The 23,037-nt window shown below is 64.9% G+C and carries 19 protein-coding genes; 16 read left to right on the top strand and 3 right to left on the bottom strand.

The window, feature by feature from the left end; translation table 11 throughout:
* Positions 1-117 precede the first annotated feature (117 nt).
* From NQJ30_RS05825 to pdxS, 6 genes are all read left to right on the top strand, one after another.
* On the top strand, positions 118-438 hold the full coding sequence (locus tag NQJ30_RS05825; protein WP_255768855.1) for a DUF6504 family protein: 321 nt from the start codon (positions 118-120) through the stop codon (positions 436-438).
* Complete coding sequence (locus tag NQJ30_RS05830; protein WP_255768857.1) at positions 435-3,923, top strand: DNA polymerase III subunit alpha; 3,489 nt, start codon at positions 435-437, stop codon at positions 3,921-3,923. Before NQJ30_RS05825 ends, NQJ30_RS05830 begins: the two co-directional genes overlap by 4 nt.
* Positions 3,924-4,070: 147 nt before the next feature.
* Positions 4,071-6,080 carry a threonine--tRNA ligase gene (gene thrS / locus NQJ30_RS05835; protein ID WP_255768859.1) on the top strand — a complete coding sequence of 670 codons (2,010 nt, stop codon included), beginning with the start codon at positions 4,071-4,073 and terminating at the stop codon, positions 6,078-6,080.
* 20 nt (positions 6,081-6,100) lie between these two features.
* Positions 6,101-6,688 carry an HIT family protein gene (locus NQJ30_RS05840; RefSeq protein ID WP_255768861.1) on the top strand — a complete coding sequence of 196 codons (588 nt, stop codon included), beginning with the start codon at positions 6,101-6,103 and terminating at the stop codon, positions 6,686-6,688.
* On the top strand, positions 6,678-7,301 hold the full coding sequence (pgsA, locus tag NQJ30_RS05845) for a phosphatidylinositol phosphate synthase (RefSeq protein ID WP_255768863.1): 624 nt from the start codon (positions 6,678-6,680) through the stop codon (positions 7,299-7,301). Before NQJ30_RS05840 ends, pgsA begins: the two co-directional genes overlap by 11 nt.
* A gap of 141 nt (positions 7,302-7,442) precedes the next feature.
* Positions 7,443-8,369: a pyridoxal 5'-phosphate synthase lyase subunit PdxS gene (gene pdxS / locus NQJ30_RS05850; RefSeq protein WP_255768864.1), complete on the top strand. Its 927-nt coding sequence runs from the start codon at positions 7,443-7,445 to the stop codon at positions 8,367-8,369.
* 317 nt (positions 8,370-8,686) lie between these two features.
* Here the strand turns inward: pdxS and NQJ30_RS05855 are convergent, their stop codons facing one another.
* Positions 8,687-10,699 carry a M3 family metallopeptidase gene (locus NQJ30_RS05855; RefSeq protein WP_255768865.1) on the bottom strand — a complete coding sequence of 671 codons (2,013 nt, stop codon included), beginning with the start codon at positions 10,697-10,699 and terminating at the stop codon, positions 8,687-8,689.
* Between the two features lie 83 nt (positions 10,700-10,782).
* On the opposite strand from NQJ30_RS05855, the gene NQJ30_RS05860 reads away from it, so the two are divergent.
* Positions 10,783-12,030, top strand: a complete 1,248-nt coding sequence (locus tag NQJ30_RS05860; protein ID WP_255768867.1) for a CapA family protein — start codon at positions 10,783-10,785, stop codon at positions 12,028-12,030.
* A gap of 2 nt (positions 12,031-12,032) precedes the next feature.
* Complete coding sequence (locus tag NQJ30_RS05865) at positions 12,033-13,403, top strand: ferredoxin reductase family protein (protein ID WP_255768869.1); 1,371 nt, start codon at positions 12,033-12,035, stop codon at positions 13,401-13,403.
* Positions 13,404-13,506: 103 nt separating this feature from the next.
* Here NQJ30_RS05865 and NQJ30_RS05870 read toward each other — a convergent pair whose 3' ends face one another.
* The gene (locus NQJ30_RS05870; RefSeq protein WP_255768871.1) at positions 13,507-14,259 is read right to left on the bottom strand and encodes a type 1 glutamine amidotransferase; all 753 of its coding nucleotides are present in this window, start codon (positions 14,257-14,259) and stop codon (positions 13,507-13,509) included.
* Positions 14,256-15,548, bottom strand: a complete 1,293-nt coding sequence (locus NQJ30_RS05875) for a Mur ligase family protein (RefSeq protein ID WP_255768872.1) — start codon at positions 15,546-15,548, stop codon at positions 14,256-14,258. The genes NQJ30_RS05870 and NQJ30_RS05875 overlap by 4 nt, the downstream gene beginning before the upstream one ends.
* A gap of 93 nt (positions 15,549-15,641) precedes the next feature.
* Between NQJ30_RS05875 and pdxT the strand changes: the two genes are divergently transcribed.
* The 8 genes from pdxT (at position 15,642) to secF (ending at position 23,028) form a co-directional block, all read left to right on the top strand.
* The gene (pdxT, locus tag NQJ30_RS05880; RefSeq protein WP_255768874.1) at positions 15,642-16,352 is read left to right on the top strand and encodes a pyridoxal 5'-phosphate synthase glutaminase subunit PdxT; all 711 of its coding nucleotides are present in this window, start codon (positions 15,642-15,644) and stop codon (positions 16,350-16,352) included.
* Positions 16,353-16,355: 3 nt separating this feature from the next.
* The gene (locus NQJ30_RS05885; protein WP_255768876.1) at positions 16,356-17,111 is read left to right on the top strand and encodes a YebC/PmpR family DNA-binding transcriptional regulator; all 756 of its coding nucleotides are present in this window, start codon (positions 16,356-16,358) and stop codon (positions 17,109-17,111) included.
* A gap of 32 nt (positions 17,112-17,143) precedes the next feature.
* Positions 17,144-17,722 (top strand): crossover junction endodeoxyribonuclease RuvC, encoded by a 579-nt coding sequence (gene ruvC / locus NQJ30_RS05890; protein ID WP_255768878.1) that lies wholly within the window; start codon positions 17,144-17,146, stop codon positions 17,720-17,722.
* 98 nt (positions 17,723-17,820) lie between these two features.
* The gene (gene ruvA, locus NQJ30_RS05895) at positions 17,821-18,465 is read left to right on the top strand and encodes a Holliday junction branch migration protein RuvA (protein WP_255768880.1); all 645 of its coding nucleotides are present in this window, start codon (positions 17,821-17,823) and stop codon (positions 18,463-18,465) included.
* A complete protein-coding gene (ruvB, locus tag NQJ30_RS05900; protein ID WP_255768882.1) occupies positions 18,458-19,546 on the top strand; it encodes a Holliday junction branch migration DNA helicase RuvB in 1,089 nt (362 codons plus the stop codon). Before ruvA ends, ruvB begins: the two co-directional genes overlap by 8 nt.
* Positions 19,547-19,720: 174 nt before the next feature.
* Entirely contained in the window at positions 19,721-20,116 is a 396-nt protein-coding gene (yajC, locus tag NQJ30_RS05905; RefSeq protein WP_255768884.1) for a preprotein translocase subunit YajC, read from the top strand.
* Positions 20,117-20,251: 135 nt separating this feature from the next.
* Positions 20,252-22,009, top strand: coding sequence for a protein translocase subunit SecD (secD, locus tag NQJ30_RS05910; protein ID WP_255768886.1), 1,758 nt, complete (start codon positions 20,252-20,254; stop codon positions 22,007-22,009).
* On the top strand, positions 22,009-23,028 hold the full coding sequence (gene secF / locus NQJ30_RS05915; protein WP_255768887.1) for a protein translocase subunit SecF: 1,020 nt from the start codon (positions 22,009-22,011) through the stop codon (positions 23,026-23,028). The genes secD and secF overlap by 1 nt, the downstream gene beginning before the upstream one ends.
* The last annotated feature ends 9 nt before the right edge of the window (positions 23,029-23,037 follow it).

A 23,037-nucleotide genomic window follows, 5' to 3' on the forward strand; every position in this document is an offset into this window, starting at 1 on the left:
TGCCGGGACGCCGTCGTAGACTGAGTTTATTCGAACATGTATTCGAATAAACTGCTTTTGCGTCAGCTGCTTTTGTGTCAGCACCGCATCAGCCTGATTCATTGAGGGGAGGCGCCCATGGGCATGTTCAGCGAGTCCGTGGACGTCCACTGCACAGCCACCGGCCAGCCGCTGAAACTCCAGTGGGCCGGGCGGCGTTATACGGTATGCGCCGAGCCTGTCCGGTGGTACGAGCGCCGGCAGTGGTGGGCTGAGGAACGCCGGGCACCTCTGGGCAGCGGCCCGGGACTGGTGGACCACGAAATCTGGCGCGTCCAGGTCAGGGCGGACCGGCAGGAAACCGGCGAACCGCTCACCCTGGACCTGACCCGGCATCTTGGCAGCGGCCGCTGGAGGCTGCTGCGGATCCACGACGCCCTCCACCCCACAACGGCATGACTTTCTCCCACCTCCACGTTTCCACCGCCTTCAGTGCGCATTATGGAGTCTCCTGGCCCGATGAGCTCGCCCAGGTTGCCGCCGCAGACGGCGCAACAGCCCTTGCCTGCACGGACCGCGATGGCCTGTACGGCACCGTCAAACACCTCAAGGCCTGCATGGCTGCGGGGATCGATCCCATCGTGGGAGTGGACCTCGCGGTCTTTGACGACGACGGCGATCACCGCACCCAGCTCGCGGGCCGGGTGGTGGTCCTTGCCAGGGGACACAACAACGGGGCGGGCTACCGTGCCCTGTGCCGGCTGGTATCGGACGCCCACGCCCGTACCTCAGGCAAAGCCGGGGGAGCGGTACCGGTGGCGGTCACCCGGGCAGAACTCGCGTCCAGGACCCTTGACCCGCGGACGCTCAAACCGGTCCTGACCGTCCTGATCGGTCCGGATTCCGACGTCGGACGGGCCATGGGCGGCCGGCGCTACCTGCGCCCGCGCACGCTCTTCAAACGCTGGCTGGAAGCCATGCCCGCCGGGAGCCTGGTGGCAGAAGTCGTTTCCCAACTCACCACCCCCGGCACGCCTCTGAGTACCGCCCACGCAGTGCGCATGCTCAAACTCGCCGAAGAACACCATGTCCCGGCAGTACTGACGAACGCTGTCCGCTATTGCGCGGAGGACGGCGCCGCCACGGCGGACGTCCTCGACTCAGCCCGGACCCTGAAGTCCCTGCCGGAACTGGCTGCCGAACCGCTGCTCCAGCCAAACGGGCAGGCGTGGCTCAAATCATCAGGGCAAATGCTTGAACTTGGCAAGGAAATCATCCATGCGGCAGGTTATGGCACCGCAGACCTGAAACAACTGATGGCACAGACCGAGGCGCTCGCCGACTACTGCCGGATGGATCCCGTAACCGACATGGGATGGAAACAGCCCGTGGTTCCGGAAGCCTCAGTCATTGGGATCAGCCAGGACCCGCACGTTGAACTGATGCAGCGCTGCGAGGCAGGGATAGGCAAGCGGTTCCCGGGCATCTCCGGCCCGGCGCACAAGGAGATGCGCTCGCGGCTGGAGCATGAGCTGGGGATCATCCAGAACCTTGGATTTTCTTCCTATTTCCTGACCGTCGCGGAAGTTTCCCGCATGATCCTGGACATGGGTGTGCGGGCAGCCGCCCGCGGTTCGGGTGCTTCCAGCCTGGTCAATTACCTGATCGATGTCAGCCAGGTGGACCCGCTGCAGCATGACCTGATCTTCGAACGCTTCCTGTCCCGGGACAGGGCAACGCTGCCGGATATTGACATCGACGTCGAAAGCGCCGAACGGCACAACGTGTACCGGAAAATCTTCGACCGGTTCGGTGCCGAACGGGTCACCCTGATGAGCATGCAAAACGGGTACCGGGCGCGCGGTGCGGTCAGGGATGCCGGTATGGCGCTGGGCATGGACGATGGTGACGTCGGTGAGATCGCCAAGCAACTGTGGCGTTTTTCGGCCCGAAAATTCCGGGAAGCCCTGGTGGAAAAACCTGAACTCCGGGAATTCGCCGGGCGGGTGGAACAGCGTGGTTTTGCCGAAAACCAGCAGCTTGACCTGCTGGTGGACCTCACCGAACGCCTCGACAGGCTGCCCCGCCATATTTCCATGCACCCCTGTGGCGTGATCCTTGGCGATGCCACCCTGCTTGACCGGACGCCCGTCCAGCCCAGCGGGCTAGGGCTGCCCATGAGCCAGTTCGACAAACACGACATGGATCCCATGGGCATGCTCAAGCTGGACGTCCTGGGGGTCAGGATGCAGAGCGCGATGGCCTTCGCCATCCGGGAAGTCATCCGGATCCATCCTTCCAAAGCGGAAGTGGTGGCCGCCGGCGCCCACCCCGCCGGGCCCGACGGCGCCGGGCCCGATTACATCGCCGGGAACGGCCGCATCGACCTCAACGCTGTCCCGCTGGATGACGAGCCCACCTTCGAACTGATCCGCAGCACCCACACCCTGGGATGCTTCCAGATTGAATCACCCGGCCAGCGTGAACTGATCGGCAAGATGGCCCCGCGTGAGTTCAACGACCTCATCATCGACATTTCACTGTTCCGGCCGGGACCCATGAAATCGGACATGGTGCGGCCTTTCCTGGAACACCGGCACGGCTTCGCGCCGGAAGTGTATCCGCACCCTGACCTGAAACCGGTTCTGCAGGAAACACACGGCGTCACCGTCTTTCACGAACAGATCCTCAAAACCTTCCATGTCATGACCGGCTGCGGGCTGGCGCGGGCGGATGAGTTCCGCCGGGCCCTGGGCAATGAGGTCCTGGAGCTGAAAGTGGAAGAGTTCTTCCGCAGGGAGGCCCGTCTCAAAGGGTATTCGCCGGAAGTGGTGGATAAAGTCTGGGGCACCCTGAAAGCGTTCGGAAGCTTCGGCTTCTGCAAGGCGCACGGCGCGGCCTTCGCCGTTCCCACCTATCAGTCCGCCTGGCTGAAAGCGCACCATCCCGAAGCGTTCCTGGCCGGGCTGTGGGAGCACGATCCCGGCATGTATCCCAAACGGCTGCTGGTTGCCGAGGCACGCAGGCTGGGTATCCCCATCCTTCCCCTGGACATTAACCGCAGCCAGGCGGAGTACCGGGTGGAACGGGTGGCGGACGGGGGGGATGCCGGCAAGCTGGGGATCAGGCTGAGCCTCAACGGCATCTACGGACTCTCCGGGGCCGAGCTTAAGCGGATTGTTGCCGGCCAGCCGTACGACTCCCTGGCTGACCTCAGGGCCCGGTCCAGGCTGAGCAAACCCAGCATCAAAAGGCTCGCGCAGCTGGGAGCCTTTGATTCCCTGCACCGGGAGTCGGGCGGGGCCGCAAACCGCGCGGACCTGGTCCAGCATCTGCAGCGGCTCCAGGCGACAAGTGGCACCCGGAAGGGGGCGGAAATCATGGAAGGGCAGCTGGCCCTGCCGTTGGGTGATGTGGAGCTGCGGAACGTCAAGCCCGGCCTTCCTGCCCCCACCCTGGTGGACAATGTCCGGGCAGAACTTGACCTGATGGCCATTGATGTCAGCGGGCACCTGATGGACAGCCACCGACCGATGCTGGACAGGCTGGGCGTCACCACTGCCGACAAACTGCTGGGCCTGCGCAACAGCACCGAAGTCCTGGTGGCCGGCGTGCGCATCGCCACCCAGACCCCGCCGATGCGCGGCGGACGGCGGGTGGTGTTCATCAGCATCGATGACGGTACCGGCTGCATCGATTCCGTGTTCTTCCACGAAGCGCAGGAACAGGCCGGGCTGCTGCTGTTCGGCACCCGGTTGCTGCTCATCCGCGGCACCACGCGGCGGACAGGTCCACGCGGAATCAGCCTGAGCGCCAGCATGGCCTGGGACCTGAGCCGCGTGGACACCCTGCCGTTCCCTGAAAACCAGCGGGAAAATGCCGATGTGCCGCATCCCTTGGACGGGATCAGCCGAAGCCTTGCCATCACCGGAATGGGCGGCTGAGCCCGCTCCGGGCTGCCCGGAATGTCCGCCCGGGCCAGCGGGTCCCGTTGGTCGGCCTCCGGCGAAACCGATAGCATTGACGGTGGCTGGCTGTGGTCCCCGTATGCCGCAAGCTATGAAGCCTAAAACTTTGAATAGGAGACACCCGTGTCAGATGCCCAGCAGATCACCCTCATCGTCGATGGCGAAGAGACAAAGGTGACTACCGGGACAACCGGTGCGGAACTCTTCTTTGAGCGCCGCGACGTTGTTGTTGCCCGCGTCAACGGCGAGCTGAAGGACCTGGACCAGGAGCTGACCGACGGCGCTGAGATCGAGGGTGTCACCATCGATTCCCCGGACGGCCTGAACGTGCTCCGCCACTCCACTGCCCACGTGATGGCCCAGGCCGTGCAGCAACTGCGCCCCGACGCCAAGCTGGGCATCGGCCCCTACATCACCGACGGCTTCTACTTCGACTTCGACGTCGCCGAGCCCTTCACGCCCGAGGACCTCAAAACCCTCGAAAAGATGATGCTGAAGATCGTCAACCAGAACCAGAAGTTCGTCCGGCGCGTGGTCAGCGAGGACGAAGCCCGCGAAGCGATGAAAAACGAGCCCTACAAGCTCGAACTGCTAGGAAAAAAGAATGAAGCCGCCGAAGCGGGCGAGGGCGTCAACGTCGAGGTCGGCGCCGGCGACATCACCATCTACGACAATGTGGAGCGCAAGGAAGGCACCACGGTCTGGTGCGACCTCTGCCGCGGCCCGCACCTGCCCAACACCAAGCTGATCTCCAACGCGTTCGCCCTGACCCGGTCCTCGTCCGCGTACTGGCTAGGAAACCAGAAGAACCAGCAGCTCCAGCGCATCTACGGCACGGCCTGGCCCACCAAGGACGCCCTGAAGGCCTACCAGGAACGCATCGCCGAGGCGGAGCGGCGCGACCACCGCAAGCTCGGCGTCGAACTCGACCTCTTCTCCTTCCCCGACGAGCTGGGCTCCGGCCTGCCGGTGTTCCACCCCAAGGGCGGCATCATCCGCAAGGAGATGGAGGACTACTCACGCCAGCGCCACGTCGACGCCGGGTATGAGTTCGTCTACACCCCGCACATCACCAAGGGCCACCTCTACGAAGTCTCGGGTCACCTGGACTGGTACAAGGACGGCATGTTCCCGGCCATGCACGTCGACGCCGAGCTCAACGAGGACGGCACCGTCCGCAAGCCCGGCCAGGATTACTACCTGAAGCCGATGAACTGCCCCATGCACAACCTGATCTTCCGCGCACGGGGACGGTCCTACCGGGAACTGCCGCTGCGGCTCTTCGAATTCGGCGCCGTCTACCGCTACGAAAAGTCCGGTGTCGTTCACGGCCTGACCCGCGTTCGCGGCATGACCCAGGATGATGCCCACATCTACTGCACCCGCGAGCAGATGAAGGGCGAACTCACCAAGACCCTGACCTTCGTGCTGGACCTGCTCAAGGACTACGGCCTGAACGACTTCTACCTGGAGCTCTCCACCAAGGATCCGGAAAAGTTCGTCGGCGAGGACGCCGCCTGGGACGAGGCCACCAGGACCCTGGCCGAAGTGGCCGAGGAATCCGGGCTTGAACTCGTCGCAGATCCGGGCGGAGCCGCGTTCTACGGCCCGAAGATTTCCGTTCAGGCCAAGGACGCGCTGGGCCGCACCTGGCAGATGTCCACCATCCAGCTGGACTTCAACCTGCCCGAGCGGTTTGAACTGGAATTCCAGGCCGCTGACGGTACCCGCCAGCGGCCCGTGATGATCCACCGTGCGCTGTTCGGTTCCATCGAGCGGTTCATGGGCGTGCTCACCGAGCACTACGCCGGCGCGTTCCCCGCGTGGCTTTCCCCTGTCCAGGTGGTGGGCATCCCGGTGGCGGAAACCTTCAACGAGTACATGTTCGACGTCGTGGACCAGCTTAAGGCGGCGGGCATCCGCGCCGAGGTGGATACGTCCTCGGACCGGTTCCCCAAGAAGATCCGCACCGCCAGCAAGGACAAGATTCCGTTCGTCCTGATCGCCGGTGGCGACGACGCCGAAGCCGGCGCCGTGTCCTTCCGCTTCCGCGACGGCAGCCAGGACAACGGCGTGCCCGTGGCCGAGGCCGTCAAGCGGATCACGGAAGCCGTCCGTAACCGGACCAGCTAGCGGAAACGGAACAGAACACGGTGCAGGAGAACACAGGCGCAGGGTATCCGGGGGACGCCGGCGTGACCGATGACTTTGAACTCGCGGGCGTGCCGGACGCATTCCAGCGCCTGTGGACTCCGCACCGGCTGGCTTACATCAAGGGTGGCCAGCACCAGTTCAAGAACGAAAACGACTGCCCCTTCTGCGTGGGCCCGGGCCGGACCGACGAGGAAGCCCTCATCGTCCACCGGGGGAAGACCTGCTACGTGGTCCTGAACCTGTTTCCGTACAACCCGGGCCATCTCCTGGTGTGCCCTTACCGTCATGTTCCGGACTACACGGACCTCACCGTGGAAGAGACCGCGGAGTTTGCCGAAATCAGCCAGACCGCCATGCGGGTCCTGCGGAAGGTGTCCAACCCCGGTGGATTTAACCTGGGCATGAACCAAGGCGTTGTGGGCGGGGCCGGCATCGCGGCCCACCTGCACCAGCACATCGTGCCGCGATGGGGTGGTGACGGGAACTTCTTCCCCATCATTGCCCAGACCAAGGCGATCACGCAGACCCTTGACGAGGTCCGCCGGATGGTTGCCGAGGCCTGGCCCGGGGAGACGGATGCTGAATAGGCATGCGCGCGGCTTCTTCACCGCGCTGTTCACCCCGCTGGCCCGCTGGCTCCTGAAGATCGGCGTTTCCCCGGACGCGGTGACGGTGGTGGGCACTGCCGGCGTGGTGGTGGGAGCGTTGGTTTTCTATCCCTTGGGCCAGCTCTGGTGGGGCACCCTGTTCATTACCGCTTTCATCTTCTCTGATGTGCTCGACGGCATCATGGCCAGGTTGCGGGACACCGGCGGCCGGTGGGGCAACTTCCTGGATTCCACGTTGGACCGGATCGCAGACGGCGCCCTGTTTGCGGGTGTGGCCATCTGGTTCTTCACGGGGGGAGCCGACTACGCCATCGCCGTCGCGGCCATGCTGTGCCTGGTTCTGGGCATGGTGGTTTCCTACGCGCGGTCCAAGGCGGAGTCCCTCGGCTTCACCGCAAATGTCGGCATTGCCGAGCGTGCCGAACGGCTTGTTTCCGTCCTCGTCGTCACGGGATTCACTGGCCTGGGCCTGCCTCCGGTAGTCCTGCTGGTGACCCTTACCCTGCTTGCCCTCGCCAGTCTGGTCACGGTGGTACAGCGCATTGTTACGGTGCGCCGGCAGGCGATGGCGGAAACCGCAGCATCTGATTAAGCGTGATTGAGTCCACTGCCAGCGGTGGGACTAGTATTAGGTCTGCCCGGTCAATGGATCCGGCAACCCGGTTCGTGGAATTTCGGCTTCTTGCCGCCCTCACGTCCGGCGAAGGTCATCTATCTACCCATAGGGGTTTTTGTGTCTACACCTGATGTAAGCAGCGAAGCCGGTTCGTCCGCGAACAGCGTCACGGGCAGCAACCGCGTCAAGCGCGGCATGGCTGAGATGCTCAAAGGCGGCGTCATCATGGACGTCGTCAACGTCGAACAGGCCCGCATCGCTGAAGATGCCGGTGCCGTTGCAGTGATGGCGCTGGAACGCGTTCCGGCTGATATCCGCGCCCAGGGCGGCGTGTCCCGCATGTCGGACCCGGACATGATCGACAAGATCATTGACGCCGTGTCCGTCCCGGTCATGGCCAAGGCCCGGATCGGCCACTTCGTCGAAGCCCAGGTCCTGCAGTCCCTCGGCGTGGACTACATTGACGAGTCCGAGGTCCTGACCCCGGCCGACTACGTCAACCACATCGACAAGTGGAACTTCAAGGTTCCCTTCGTCTGTGGCGCCACCAACCTCGGTGAGGCCCTGCGCCGCATCAACGAGGGCGCGGCCATGATCCGTTCCAAGGGCGAGGCCGGCACCGGCGATGTTTCCAACGCCACCGGCCACATGCGCCAGATCCGCGCCGAGATCGCCAAGCTTTCGGCGCTGCCCGAGGACGAGCTGTACGTCGCGGCCAAGGAACTGCAGGCCCCGTACGAACTGGTCAAGGAAGTTGCCGCCGCCGGCAAGCTCCCCGTGGTGCTGTTCACCGCGGGCGGCATCGCCACCCCGGCCGATGCTGCCATGATGATGCAGCTCGGCGCTGACGGCGTGTTCGTCGGTTCCGGCATCTTCAAGTCCGGCAACCCGGCCCAGCGCGCCGCTGCCGTGGTCAAAGCCACCACGTTCTTCGACGACCCCGACGTCATCGCCAAGGCTTCCCGCGGCCTGGGCGAGGCCATGGTGGGCATCAACGTGGACGAGATCCCGCAGCCGCACCGCCTCGCCGAGCGCGGCTGGTAACGTTCGACTGCTTCTCCAAGGACTCGGCGCCGAGGCGCCTCGTCCCTGGAGCCTCTGCAGTCTCTCTTATTAAGCCGAGAGAGTCGTGCGCGATTGTCGCCTCTTCAACCGGGGCCCCTTTTACGCACGCTGCCGGACCGCACCGTCCGGCGCCAGTGGTCTCCTTGCGTTCTGTTCTAACTAACGACGCCGGTTCCTCACCTTTTCTTGGTGGGGGACCGGCGTCGTTGTTGGTTGAGCTTGTCGAACCCCGTCGATTGCTCCGTAACGGCCCTTTTGGAGGCTCAAAACGGCGTTTACGGAGCAATCGATGAGGCTTACTCCAGGCCGCGGCGCTTCAGGAGGGGCTCCAGCCGGGCATCGCGTCCCCGGAGGGTCCGGAAGGATTCCAGCGGGTCCCGGCTATTGCCGCGGGAGAGCAGCTCGTTGCGGAACGTATCTCCGTTGGCGCGGGTCAGGCCACCGTTCTCGGTGAACCAGTCCACGGTTTCGGCGTCCAGGACCTCACTCCAGATGTAGGAGTAGTAGCCCGCCGCGTAGCCTGCCCCGGCGAAGATGTGCTGGAAATATCCGGTGCGGTAACGCGGCGGAATCAACGCGTGGGCCAGCCCCGCCGCGACCAGCGACTTGGCTTCGAATACCAGCACGTCGTCCGGGACACCGGCTTCATCCAGCACATGCCAGGCCAGGTCCAGCAGGGCGGCGCCCAGGTACTCGGTGGTCGCGAAGCCCTCGCCCCAAAGCCGCGCCGCGTCAAGCCGGTCCACCACGTCCTGGGGGAGCGGTTCGCCCGTTGAGTGATGCCGGGCGTAATTGGCCAACACGCCGGGCCAGAAGATCCACATCTCGTTCACCTGGGAAGGGTATTCCACGAAGTCCCGGGGGACGGCAGTGCCGGAGAACCGCGGATAGGTCACGTTGGAAAACAGACCGTGGAGGGCATGCCCGAACTCGTGGAACAAGGTCCGGAGCTCATCCAGGGTCAGGAGCGTGGGTTCGCCCGCCGGCGGCTTGGAGATGTTCAGGTTGTTGATGACCACGGGCCGGGTGCCGAGCAGTTCAGACTGGTCCACGAGCGAGTTCATCCAGGCTCCGCCCCGCTTGGACGCGCGGGTGTAGTAGTCGCCCAGGAACAGCCCGAGCTCCGTTCCGTCCGGGTTCCGGACTTCCCAGACCCGTACGTCGGGGTGGTAACCCGCCAGGTCATGGCGTTCGTGGAAGGTGATGCCATAGAGGGAGGTGGCCGCGAAGAAGACGCCGTCGCGCAGCACGCGGTCCAGCTCAAAGTAGGGGCGCAGCGCCTGCTCGTCCACTGCGTACCTTTCCCGCCGCACTTTGGCCGAGTAATACGCCCAGTCCCACGCTTCCAACGGATGGCCGGCGATCTCGGCCAGGGCATCCGCCTCGGCATCCGCATTGCGGACTGCCGCCGGGGCCAGCCTGTTCAACATTGACTGGACTGCCCCGAAGTCGGGGGCCGTCTGGCTGTCCACCACGAATTCGGCGTAGTTGGAGAAACCAAGAAGTACCGCCTTTTCAGCGCGAAGCCTAACCATGGAGGTCACCAGGTCCCGGACATCCAAGGTCCCGCCTGCGATGCCCCTGCCGGTGGAGGCCTCGAACAGCCGACGCCGGACGGCCCGGTTTTCGAGGGCAGCCATGGCGGGCTGGTTGCTGGGCTGGATGAGGGTGAGCAGGAATTTGCCCTCGTGGCCGGCGGTGCGGGCGGCCTCTGCGGCACTGGCGATGTCGTCCGCCGGCAGACCGGCCAGATCTTCTGCGGTGTCCAGCAGCACAGCCGCCGACTTCATGCCTTCCTTGACGCGCTGACCAAACTCCGTGCCAAGTTTGGACAATTCGGCGTTGATGCCCTTCAGCCGGTGCTGCCCGGGGACGTCGAGTTGGATCCCGGACTGGCGGAACTCCTTCAGGTACTCCTCCACGAGCCGGGCGGACTCAGGGTCCAGTCCCGAAGTGGCGATTGCCGTGAACCGTTCGAACAGGGCGCGGTTGAGGTAGATCTCGTCCTGGTGAGCGGAGAAACGGGGTGAAAGTTCGGTCTCCAACGCAAGGATCTCGGCCGATGCGTCCGCCGAGACAAGGGTGAAAAACGAAGCGGCCGCCCGCTGGAGCAGTTGGCCCGATTCTTCCATGGCCACGGCTGTGTTCTCAAAGGTAGCGGCCGCAGGGTTGTCCACGATCGCCTGGATTTCCGTCAGATGCTGCGCCAGGCCGGCGGTCACAGCCTCGGCGTACTGGGTCGGTCCCATGCTGGCAAACGGCGGCAGCCCGTAGGGCAAAGCACTGGGGCTGAAGAGGGGATTCGTCATCACGCTAACCTTTCACACCGCCCCGCGCTTCTCAATGCGCGGCTTTCCCGCATTAGGCGCGGACGGAACCTACAATGGCGCCTATGGGGAACACACAGGGCAGTGCTGCCGCTCCGACGTTGGCTGCCCTCGCGGCTCTGACACTGGCCGGGCTGCTGACGGGCTGCGGTCTGGTTGCGGAACAAAACCCGCCATCGGCCAGTGCGCTGCCGGGAGCGGTGCCCGCGGCGCAAAGTCCGACGACGGCACCCGCGCCCTCACCCATGCCCACCCCCGGCGCCGGACCGGACTGCCCCGCCCTTCGTTGCGCGTCCATCCTGGTCACGGGCGACATGCTGGTCCACGCCCAGCTCTGGAAGCAAGCCGGCGACGACGCCGCGGCCGCGGGAACATCAGGGCTTGACTTTGGACCGCTCCTGGAAGGCCAGCGCAGCTACATCCGGCACAGCGATCTCGCCATCTGCCACCAGGAAACAGCCGTCGCCGGACCGGACGGCCCATTTTCGGCGTACCCTTCGTTCAACGTCCCGCCGCAGATCATCACGGCGTCCAAAAACGTGGGGTATCAGGCCTGCACCACAGCCAGCAATCACACCATTGACCGCAATACGGACGGACTGCTGCGCACACTGGATGCGCTGGACGCAGTGGGCCTTAAACACACGGGCTCCTACCGGACGGAGGCTGAGTCGCAGGGCATCCTCATCATGCAGACCAAGGCCGCCAAAATCGCCGTCATTGAAGGAACCTACGGCCTCAACGGGCAGACGGCGGAGTACGCCTGGCAGGTGGACATGTTGGACGCGCCCGCCATGATTGCCAAGGCGGCCAAAGCAAGGGCCCTTGGCGCGGACATTGTTTTGGGCGCCATGCATGCGGGGGAGGAATACGCCAGCGTCCCAAACGCCCAGCAACAGGAGGTGGCCCATGCCCTGGTGGACAGCGGCCAATTCAGCATGATCTATGGCCACCACACGCACTCGGTGCTTCCGATCGAAAAATACAAAGACACCTGGATCGTCTACGGCCTGGGCAACGGTGTCACTGAACTTTCCCCCTGGTACGTGGTCAACAACGAGGGACTGCTGGTGCGCGTCCAATTCAGCCAGGATGCTGCCGGCCAGTGGTCAGCATCTGATCTTGCCTGGGCGCCGTCGGTCATGGTCCGTGATCCCTACCGGTGGTGCTCGGTTGCTTCCGACGCACCGCAGGGCGTCTGCGCAACCCCGGAAGCGGACGCCGCCACCAGGCAGCGGACCGCCGCCGTCGTGGAGTCCCTGGGATCCGCGGCCGCCGGCGCCCACGAACTCCTGATCACCAGGGAACCATAGCCATGTCCGGCTCTCAGGGGACGACCCGGCAGCGGCGCGCGGCAGTCTTCGGTGTGCCCGTACGGCTGCTGGGTCCCTTGGCCATCGGGTTCCTCGCCGTCGGATATGGAGCGCTCTGGGTACTTGCCCGGCCGCCGGGGGAGCCAATGCTGCGACACGTCGGCCAGCTGCTCGGCGGGGAATCCGTACTGCTGATGTCCATCGCGCTTGTCCTGATCAGCACCCTCCCACACGTCGAGCGAATCTTTGGCGGCATCGACTACGCAGCGATCTGGCACCGGCGGCTCGCTGTCGCCGGCGCGCTCCTTCTCCTGCCTCACGTGGAGCTGGCGTCCAACCCTGAAGCCACCAGCCTGGGCAAAACGCTGGCCGTTCCAGCCGCCCTTGGGCTGGCCGCCATGATCGTCTGGGCCATCCTGCCGCGCTGGCGCACCATGCTTCCCGGCGCACTCCACCACATTGTCCTGCGCGCCATGAGCACTTGGCCGGTCCGGCTGGTGTCGCGTGTCCTCGGCGGCTACGAGCGATGGCGTGGTTTTCACCGCCTGACCGGATTGTTTGTGGCCGCCGGCTTCATGCACGGGCTCTTGGACGCAACCGCTTTCGATTCGACGCCCGTGTTGCGCTGGAGCTACGTGGTGATCGGGGGTATCGGTTTGGCGTTCTACGCCTACCGTGAAGTGCTGGCCCGTCACTTCCTGCCGCATCACGATTACCAGGTGCAAGAGGTCAGGGCAGTGGCGCCCGGACTGGTCGACGTTCACCTGAAACCCTTAGGGAAACCGCTGCAATTCAGGCCCGGCCAGTTCGCCATGATCTACCTCGAAACGAAGGACGGCTGGCAGCGGCATCCGTTCTCCATGTCCGGCGCCGCCGGCGGTGACGATATCCGCATCACGGTGAAGGCGCTGGGCGACCACACCACGAAGCTCCCGGACGTGGTCCAGCCGGGCATGCCGGCCGTGGTCAGCGGGCCGTATGGCCGGTTTGACCGCCGGACGGGGACGGCCCGGCAGGTCTGGATCGCAGGCGGTGTGGGCATTACGCCCTTCCTGAGCTGGCTTCGGTCCCTCGACAATGAACTCGGGGAAACCGTTGACTTTTTTGTCACCTCGGCGGGCCGTTCGCCCTTCGCCGACGAGATCGAACGCATTGCCAAGGAGCACCCCCGGCTGACGGTGCATCTGATTGACACCAGCTCTGACGGCAGGCTGACGCCGGAACAGGTGCTTGGCGCGGTGGACACGGATTCCCGCGAGCTGTCTGTCTACATGGGCGGCCCGGACCCGATGCTCCGACAGTTCCGCCGGGCACTCCGCGCCGCCGGGGTCCGCGCCGCCAATATCCACAGGGAATACTTCCGCTGGCGCTGACGCCGGCACGGGAAGCTGCGTCAGACTTACCCGTCAGCGCAGGGCTGTCGGCGCAGGCCTGTCAGCGCAGGCCTGTCAGCGCGTGCCTGTTAAGGCGGGCCTGTCAGCGCGGCCGGCGGGCGGCGTGCTCGCGTGCAAGCACGGCAAACCGGTCGTCAGGGGCGCCCGGTTCAAAGGTCCCAAATTTGCGTTCCGCGGCCGTCCGGATGAGGAAGTCGGCGATGGCGGGGTTCTTCGGCAGCAGCGAACCGTGCAGGTAGCTGGCCACGACGTTTTTGTAGCGCGCGCCTTCCTGGCCGTCGCTGCTGTTGTTCCCAGTTCCCTTCGCCGTGGTCCCCAACGCCCGGACGCCCGGCCCCAGCGTGGTTTGCCCGCTGTGGTTCTCATAGCCCAGGACTTCGCCGAACTCATCGGTGGCCACCTTGACGTTGCCGATCAGGCGTTCGTCCGTACCGTGGGTTTCCACGTCCAGGACGGCAATCCCCGGAATGACGGTTCCCAGATGGGTCTTGAAGAAGCGGCCGAACAGCTGGTAAAGCCCGCAGATCACCAGCATGGGAGTACCGTCCTCGGCCAGTTCCTTCAGCCTGCCGGCACGTGACTGCAGATCGTCCTGGATGATCAGCTGCCCGCTGTCCTGCCCGCCTCCGCCAACAATCAGGTCCACGCCGGCTGGGAATTCATCGCCCACGTTGTACTCGAGCAGCTCCGGCGTATAACCGTGCCAGCTGATCCGCTGCTTCAGGACCAGGGCGTTGCCCCAGTCGCCATAGATGTTCATGTCCCGCGGATACAACTGCAGGACGCGGATGGTGCCCTTGCTGCCCTGTCCGGTCTCGGCAGATTCAGCTGTCATGAGACCACCTCCACTTCGGTGATTTTGGACAGCTCGCGGCGGATGGCCAGCATGGCTGTATAGGTGCAGAAAATCCGCTTCGGCTTGCCGCTGCCCTCGCGGATGAAGGCACCAAGTGCGGGGGCGATGTCCGGCTGGACCGCGCCGATGCGGACGTCGTCATACTGCAGCCGCAGCGCCATGTCGTAGGCCCGGGAACCTGTGAGCTGGTCCACTCCGCCCTCGCGGAGCGAATCAAATTCCACGTCCCACAGCCAGGACATGTCCCTGCCGTCGGCATAGTTGTCGTTGATGGCGATCATGGTTGCGTACCCGGCCGCCGGGAACGACTTCAGGCCAAGCCGGAAACCACTGGGATTCTTGACCAGCACAAGGTCCAGGGGCTGGCTGTCCACCACGAGGCTTTCGCCGCGGCCGAAGGCCGGCTCCACCTGGGACAGCGCGGTGAGCAGCGTCGCGTGGTTGGCAGTCGCCGCGCCACCGCCGCAGATGCTGCGCGCCAGCGCCAGCGCCGCCGCGGCATTAAAGATGTTGTAGACGCCGCGGAGCTTCATCGCAGTGGTGACCGTGCCGCCGTCGTACTCAAAATCCGCGGTGTCCGGCCCCACTTTGCGGAGTACGACGTCGGCGGGCGGCTTAAGCGGCAGCGCCGCCGGGGCGGGGCTGCCGGGCGCTGCCCGCATGTCGTCGTCGTTGGGGAAAGTGCTGAGGAGGGAATCGTCCAGGCCGAAGTACCGGACCTCCTGCCCGGTGAGGGTGTCCGCGATGCGGGCCACGCGGGGATCCTCGCGGTTGAGGACCACCGTGCCGGTGGTTTTCGCCGCGATGTGCTGCAGGAGCTGGGCTGTTTTGTCGATCTCACCGAACCGGTCCAGCTGGTCCCGCAGGACGTTCAGCAGGAGGCTGTAGCGGGGCGGGACCCGGTTGACGAAGTGTACGGCGTGGGCTTCGTCGAGCTCCAGGACGGCGACGTCGGCCTTGAGCCTGCCGCGCCAGTCAACCTCGCCGAGCAGGGCGGCTGCCACGCCGCGGGTGAAGTTGCTGCCCGTGCGGTTGGTGAAGACCTTCAGCCCCTGGCTTTCGAGGAGCTCCACCACCATCTTGGTGGTGGTGGTTTTGCCGTTGGTTCCGCTCACCACGGCCACGCCGTGGGGAAGGGTGGCGAGTGTCCGCTGCATAAAGCCGGGATCGATTCTCTCGACCACCAGCCCGGGCAGGGCGGACCCGCCACCCCTGAGCCGGGACACCCGGCGGACTAGCTTGCCGAGCGGAACGCTGATGTAAAGCATGCTCTGTAATATATCCCAGCAACGGCATGGAACCCCGCGGCGGGGAAGCCACGCCCGCCGGGGTGCGGCCGGTTGGCGCACTATGCTGAAGAGATGACAAACCCCCTTTTTGCCGCTGACCCACGCCTTGGCGCAGGCCTGCGGATCGGCGTCCTGGCGCTTCAGGGTGACTTCCGCGAACACCTGCGGGCCGTGGCGGAGTCCGGCGCGGCAGGCGTTGGTGTCCGCCGGCCCAAGGAACTGGACGGCCTGGACGGCCTGATTATTCCCGGCGGCGAATCCACTGCCATCGACAAGCTGGCCCGTGCCTTTGAACTCGCCGAACCGTTGAAGGACAGCATCCGCAACGGCCTGCCGGTCTACGGTTCCTGCGCCGGCATGATCCTCCTCGCCAGTGACATCGCGGACCCTGCCACGGACTTGGCCGGCGCTCCGCAGCAGACGTTTGGCGGCCTGGATATTACCGTCCGCCGTAACGCTTTCGGTCGGCAGCGCGAATCGTTCGAAACGGACCTGGATTTCAAGGGCCTGGAGTTCAGCGCCACGGAATCCGGCGTAGCGCCCGTACACGCGGTGTTCATCCGCGGACCCTGGGTGGAGCGTGCCGGCGCCGGCGTGGAGGTGCTCGCGCAGGTGGAACCGGCAGACCTTGAACACGCGTCCCACGCGGCGAGCCTGCCCGGGACCGCTAGAATTGTTGCAGTGCGTTCCGGCCACCTGCTGGCCACCTCCTTCCACCCGGAAGTGACTGGGGAGAAACGCGTACATGAACTTTTTATCCGCATGATCAGAGGAGACGCGTAAAGCATGTCTGGACACTCCAAATGGGCAACAACCAAGCACAAAAAGGCCATCCTTGACAGCCGCCGTGCAAAATCGTTCGCCAAGCTGATCAAGAACATCGAAGTTGCCGCCCGCTTGGGCGGACCGGACCTGCAGGGCAACCCGGGCCTGGAACTTGCCGTCACCAAGGCCAAGAAGACCTCGGTCCCCGCTGACAACATTGACCGCGCCATCAAGCGCGGCGCCGGCCTGACCGGTGAAGTGGTTGACTACACCGAGATCATGTACGAATGCCGCGGCCCGCAGGGCTCCGCACTCCTGATCGAGTGCCTCACCGACAACAAGAACCGTGCTGCCTCCGAGGTCCGCCTGGCGATCTCCCGCAACGGCGGCACCATTGCCGATCCCGGTTCGGTCAGCTACCTCTTCAGCCGCAAGGGCGTCGTCTCGCTCCCCAAGAAGGAGCTCACGGAGGACGACGTCCTGATGGCAGTCCTGGACGCGGGCGCCGACGAAGTCAAGGACAACGGGGACACCTTCGAAATCCACTCCGAACCGACGGACCTCCAGGCTGTCCGCGACGCCCTCACCGAGGCCGGCATCGAGTACGACACCGACGAAGCCGAGTTCGTTCCCTCCATGGTGGTGCCGCTCGACCTGGAAGCCGCCAAGAAGTTCATGAAGCTGGTTGACGCCCTGGAGGAGCTCGACGACGTCCAGAACGTCTACAGCAACGCCGACCTCAGCGACGAAGTCCAGGCCGCCCTGGAATCTGAGTGATCTTCCGCCTTGCGGCCTAGGGCGGCTGGCGCGTGACCCTGCGGGTACTCGGCGTTGACCCCGGCCTCACCCGTTGCGGCATCGGTGTGGTGGACGTCGAGCGGAACAGGCGGGCCACCATGGTGGCTGTAGGGGTGGTGGGGACTTCGCCCGAAGAAACCCTCGATCAGCGGCTCCTGGTCATCGCCCTGGCCATCGACGAGTGGCTGGATCGTTACGAACCGCACGTCCTCGCCGTCGAACGTGTCTTCTCCCAGCTGAACGTCAGCACCGTGATGGGCGTGGCGCAGGCTTCAGGTGTGGTGATCACGGCCGCGGCCCGGCGCGGAATCCCGGTGGCACTGCATACGCCCTCCGAGGTGAAAGCGGCGGTCACGGGCAGCGGCAACTCGAACAAGGAGGCGGTCACCAAGCTCGTCACCAAGATCCTGCGGCTGGACGCCCCGCCCCGCCCGGCAGATGCCGCGGACGCGCTGGCCCTGGCCATCACCCACGCCTGGCGGGCCGGCAGCGGAGCGGCCGTGGCCACGACCGGACCGGGCAGCATGTCGCTGACGCCCGCCCAGCGTGCCTGGGCCGATGCCGAGGCGAAGGCGCGCCGCGGACGCTGAATGTCCGTGCCGCTTGCTAGGGTATTCGTAGATATGTTCGGATAGCCGGTGCTTCGATCTTTGCTTCGAGGGCCCGGCAGTACACCAGGAGCCAGGCCTTGATCAGTTTCCTTCGCGGAACCGTAGCGCACGTTGGCCTTTCCACCGCCGTGATCGACCTCAACGGGGCCGGCATGAGCGTCAATGCCACACCCCAGACACTCAGCGGCCTCCGCACCGGCGACGAAGCCAAACTTTTTACGTCGCTGATCGTCCGCGAAGACTCACTCACCCTTTTCGGGTTTGCGTCCGACGACGAACGGGAAGTTTTCGACGTCCTGCTCAGTGTCAGCGGGGTGGGGCCGCGCCTTGCCCTCGCAGTCCTCGCCGTCCACGAGCCCGAAGCCATCAGGGTGGCCGCGCACACCGGGGACAACAAAACGTTCACCAAGGTGCCTGGCATCGGGCCCAAGGTGGCCGGCCGGATCGTGCTGGAACTTGCCGGCAAGCTCGTGCCGCACGGCACGGGCGGGGCCGCCGCACCCGCCACGGCGGCAGAAGCAGCCTGGAAGCCCCAGGTGGTAGCGGCGATGACCAGCCTTGGCTGGTCGGAGAAGGACGCCACGGCCAGCATCGACAAAGCCCTCGCGGACGAACCCGAAGTTTCCTTCCGCGGCAACGTGGCCGAAATCCTGCGGACCACCCTGCGGTGGCTTGGCCAGGACGGGGCGCGCGCCGGCAACCGGGTAGGCAGCCGTGGCTGAGCCATCGCTCGTGGCAGCAGGGGAGGAGCCCGAGGAGCGGGCCATTGAGGCTGCGCTCCGGCCCAAGAACCTGGATGACTTTGTGGGCCAGCACCGGGTGCGCAAGCAACTCTCCTTGGTTTTGCAGGCTTCCCGGATGCGCGGGCGCAGCGCCGACCATGTGCTCTTTTCCGGTCCTCCGGGCTTGGGAAAGACCACCCTGGCCATGATTGTGGCCTCCGAAATGAACGCAGCCCTGCGGATCAGCAGCGGTCCGGCCATCCAGCATGCCGGGGACCTCGCAGCCATTCTTTCCTCGCTGTCCGAAGGCGAAGTCCTGTTCCTGGACGAAATCCACCGCATGTCCCGGCCCGCCGAGGAAATGCTGTACATGGCCATGGAAGATTTCCGCGTGGACATCGTGGTGGGCAAGGGCGCCGGCGCCACTGCCATTCCGCTGGAGCTGCCCCCGTTTACCCTGGTGGGTGCCACCACGCGCGCAGGACTCTTGCCAGGCCCGCTGCGGGACAGGTTCGGGTTCACGGGCCACCTGGAGTTCTACAGCGTGGCCGAACTGGAACTGGTGCTGCGGCGTTCGGCCGGGCTGCTGGACCTCAAGGTCAACTCCGCCGGCTTCAGCGAAATCGCCGGCCGCTCCCGGGGGACACCCCGCATCGCCAACCGCCTCCTCCGCCGGGTCCGGGACTGGGCACTGGTTCACGGGATTGAGCAGATCGACGCCCGGGCAGCTTCCGCCGCCCTGGACATGTATGAAGTGGACAAACGCGGCCTGGACCGGCTGGACCGTGCGGTCCTCGAAGCGCTCATCACCAAATTCGGCGGCGGCCCGGTGGGGCTTTCCACCCTTGCCATTGCGGTCGGGGAGGAAACCGAGACCGTGGAAACGGTGGCTGAGCCGTTCCTTGTCCGTGAAGGCCTCCTGGGCCGCACACCACGGGGCCGCATCGCGATGGCACCGGCCTGGACGCACCTCGGTTATGCCGTGCCGTCGGGCGTGTTCGGGCAAGAGCCCCTGGACCTCTTCGACGCAGACGCGGACAACAGCGAAACAGCCGCCGAATGGGCGCCCAACAGCCAATAGGCCGTGCTTTCAGCTTTTCCCTTTAGACTGGGTATGACACCCGGGCGCGTCCGGGTCTTGGTTCCCGCCGGCGGCTCCGATGGGCCGTAGCCGGCCAGCACGACCATCTGCATGGCGGAACGGAACGGACGCTGCCATACGCCAGTACAGAACGGAAACTTCCCTGTGGATCCCATGAACATCGTCTTGTTCGCAATGCTCGGCATCTTTATCTTTATGATGTTCCGCCGCAACAAGAAGACCAAGGAGCAGCAGGCCACGCTGCAGTCCCAGTTCGCCCCCGGTGTTGAGGTCATGACGAGCTTCGGCCTCTTCGGCCGCATTGTCTCCATGGACGACGCCGAGAACAAAGTGGTTCTGGAGCTCTCTCCCGGAAACCTGGCCACCGTCCACCGCCAGGCAGTCACCAAGATTGTTGAGCCTGCTGTTGCAGCCGGCGAGGAACCCACCGTGGTCCCCGACGACGCCTCCTCACTGACCACCCAGGGCCTGGGCACGCCGGCAACCTCGGCCGAAACCCCCGAAGAAACCCTGAAGCGCCTCAACGATGAGGGCAAAAAGGACAGCTAGCCACCGGCAGCCCGTCCGCATCAGGCGTCACGACACCTCTACGGCAGCGGGACCACCGCCGGTGGGAGCAACAGGCTCACACCGGCGGTTCCTCCGTACACAGCGGTTCCTCCGTACATAAGAGAAAGATCGACAATGGCACGAACTGGCCCTAAGAACTCAGGCCTCAGGGTACTGGTGTGGCTCGGCGTTATCCTCGCCGTGCTGACCGCCGTATTGGCCGGCGGCACCATTGCCGGCAAGGCCAGCTGGGCACCCAAGCTGGCATTGGACCTTGAGGGCGGCACCCAGATGATCCTGGCGCCCAAGGTTGAGGGCGGTTCGAACATCAATGAAGAGCAGCTCAACCAGGCGGTGGCCATCATCCGCCAGCGTGTTGACGGCTCCGGTGTTGCCGAAGCGGAGATCAGCACGCAGTCCGGCCGCAACGTGGTGGTCAGCCTTCCCGGCACACCCACCAAGGAAACCCGCGACCTGATCCAGGCCTCCGCGGACATGAACTTCCGGCCCGTCCTGCTTAACGGCGATGCCGCTGCCGTGCCCACGGAATCGCTAACCCCCGAGGACCAGCTCCCCAAGCCCACGGCGGAACCGGCCAACAGCAGTGACGTCAACTGGATCACGCCGGACATCTACAAGCAGTTCGAAACCCTCGACTGCAATAACCCGCCAACGGACAAGCCAGCCGCCTCCGATCCCGCCAAGCCACTGGTGACCTGCGAACCGGCCACGGCAACCACCCCGGCGATCAAGTACATCCTGGGCCCGGTTGAGGTCAAGGGCAGCAACATTGTCACCTCCTCCTTCCAGCTGCAGCAGGGCTCGCAGGGTGCTGTGACCAACCAGTGGGCCGTCAACATCCAGTTCGACAGCGAAGGAACCGCCAAGTTTAAGGACGTTACCCAGCGCCTGAACCAGTTCTACGTGGCCGCCGGAGGGGAATCAGGCAACGATCCCAAGGCGCAGTTCGCCATCGTGCTGGACGACAAAGTGATCTCCGCGCCGAGGTCACTGGCCGTCATTACCGACGGACGCCCCCAGATCACGGGCAACTTCAACGAACAGTCGGCCAAGGCCCTTTCGGACCAGCTGCGCTTCGGCGCGCTGCCCATCAGTTTCGAAATTCAGAGCGACCAGCAAATCTCCGCAACCCTTGGCGGCGAGCAGCTGCGGATGGGCCTCCTCGCCGGCGTCATCGGTTTGCTCCTCGTCGTGGTTTACTCTCTGTTCCAGTACCGGGCGCTGGGATTTGTCACTATTCTTTCGCTGGTGGTGGCGGGCGCCCTGACCTACCTGGCCATTGCGATCCTCGGTTGGACGGAAAACTACCGGTTGTCCCTTGCCGGCGTTGCCGGGCTGATCGTGGCCATCGGCCAGACCGCTGACTCGTTCATTGTGTACTTTGAGCGAATCCGGGATGAACTCCGCGAAGGCCGCGGCCTGGTTTCGGCGGTGGAGAACGGCTGGAAGCGTGCCAAGCGGACCGTCCTGGCCTCCAAGGCAGTCAACCTCCTGGCCGCGCTGGTCCTCTACTTCGTGGCCGTGGGCAACGTCCGGGGCTTCGCGTTCACGCTGGGCCTGACTGCCATTGCGGACCTGATCGTGGTCTTTATGTTCACCCACCCCACGCTGCAGCTGCTCGCGCGCACCAGGTTCTTCGGGGAAGGCCACGCGTTCTCGGGCCTTGACCCGAAGCGGCTCGGTGCCGTGCCGCTCTACCGCGGTGCAGGCCGGCTGCGCACCCCGGACACCAAACCCGCCGTCGTCCGGGCCAAGAACACCGGGGCCGCGGCTGAAGCTGAACGGCGCATGACCATCGCGGAACGCCGCCTCGCGGAAAAGCAGGAGCAGCTGACAGGCTCCTCCAAGAGCGCAGCCAAGGAGACCAAGTAATGTCCAGCTTTGCCACTTTCGGTAACGAGCTCTACACGGGCAAGCGGTCCTACAACTTTGTGGGAGCCAAAAAGATCTGGTTCCTCATCGCCATCGTCGCAGTCGCCCTGTCCATCCTCATCCCCGTGGCCAAGGGCGGATTCAACCTCGGCATCGAATTCCGCGGCGGTTCCGAGTTCACGGTATCCAACGTGAAGGACACCGACTCGGGCCTGGGCCAAAAGGTCGTCGAAGACGTGGTGGCCGGCAGCGTGCCGCGCGTGGCAAATGTTGCCGGCACCACCATGCGGATCCAGACCGACAAGCTCTCTGACGATGAAACCCTCAGGATCAAGGCCGGCCTCGCCACGGCCTACGGCGTCACGGACAACGAAGTGACATCAACCTTCATCGGACCAACGTGGGGTGCGGATGTCACCAAGCAGGCGCTGATGGGCCTGCTCGTCTTCGTGGCCCTGGCTGCGGTGCTGATGGCACTGTACTTCCGCACCTGGAAGATGTCGGTGTCAGCCCTGACCGCAATGCTCGTAACGATGTTCATCACCGCCGGCGTGTATGCCCTCAGTGACTTTGAAGTGACGCCGTCGGCCATCATCGGGTTCCTGACGGTCCTCAGCTATTCGCTGTATGACACCGTGGTGGTCTTTGACAAAATCCGGGAAAATACGGCCGATCTGAATGCCTCCACGCGCCGGACTTTCGCTGAGGAAGTGAACCTCGCCGTGAACCAGACCCTGGTCCGGTCCATCAACACCATGATGGTGGCCATCCTGCCGGTGGGTGCCATCCTCTTCATCGGCGCAGGCCTGCTGGGAGCCGGCACGCTGCGGGACCTGTCCCTGGCCCTGTTCGTCGGGATCCTGATTGGCACTACCGCCACGATCTTCGTGGCGGCGCCTATGTACGCCGCGCTGCGGCAGAATGAACCTGACCTCATCAAGCAGGCGAAAAAGGTTGAACAGCGCCGGGCACAGAACGCTGCAGGCGCCCAGGAACTGTCAGCGCCCGCCGGGGCCTGAGAGCACGCG

The sequence above is a fragment of the Pseudarthrobacter sulfonivorans genome, from assembly GCF_024391045.1.
GTDB classification, from domain to species: Bacteria; Actinomycetota; Actinomycetes; order Actinomycetales; family Micrococcaceae; genus Arthrobacter; species Arthrobacter sulfonivorans_B.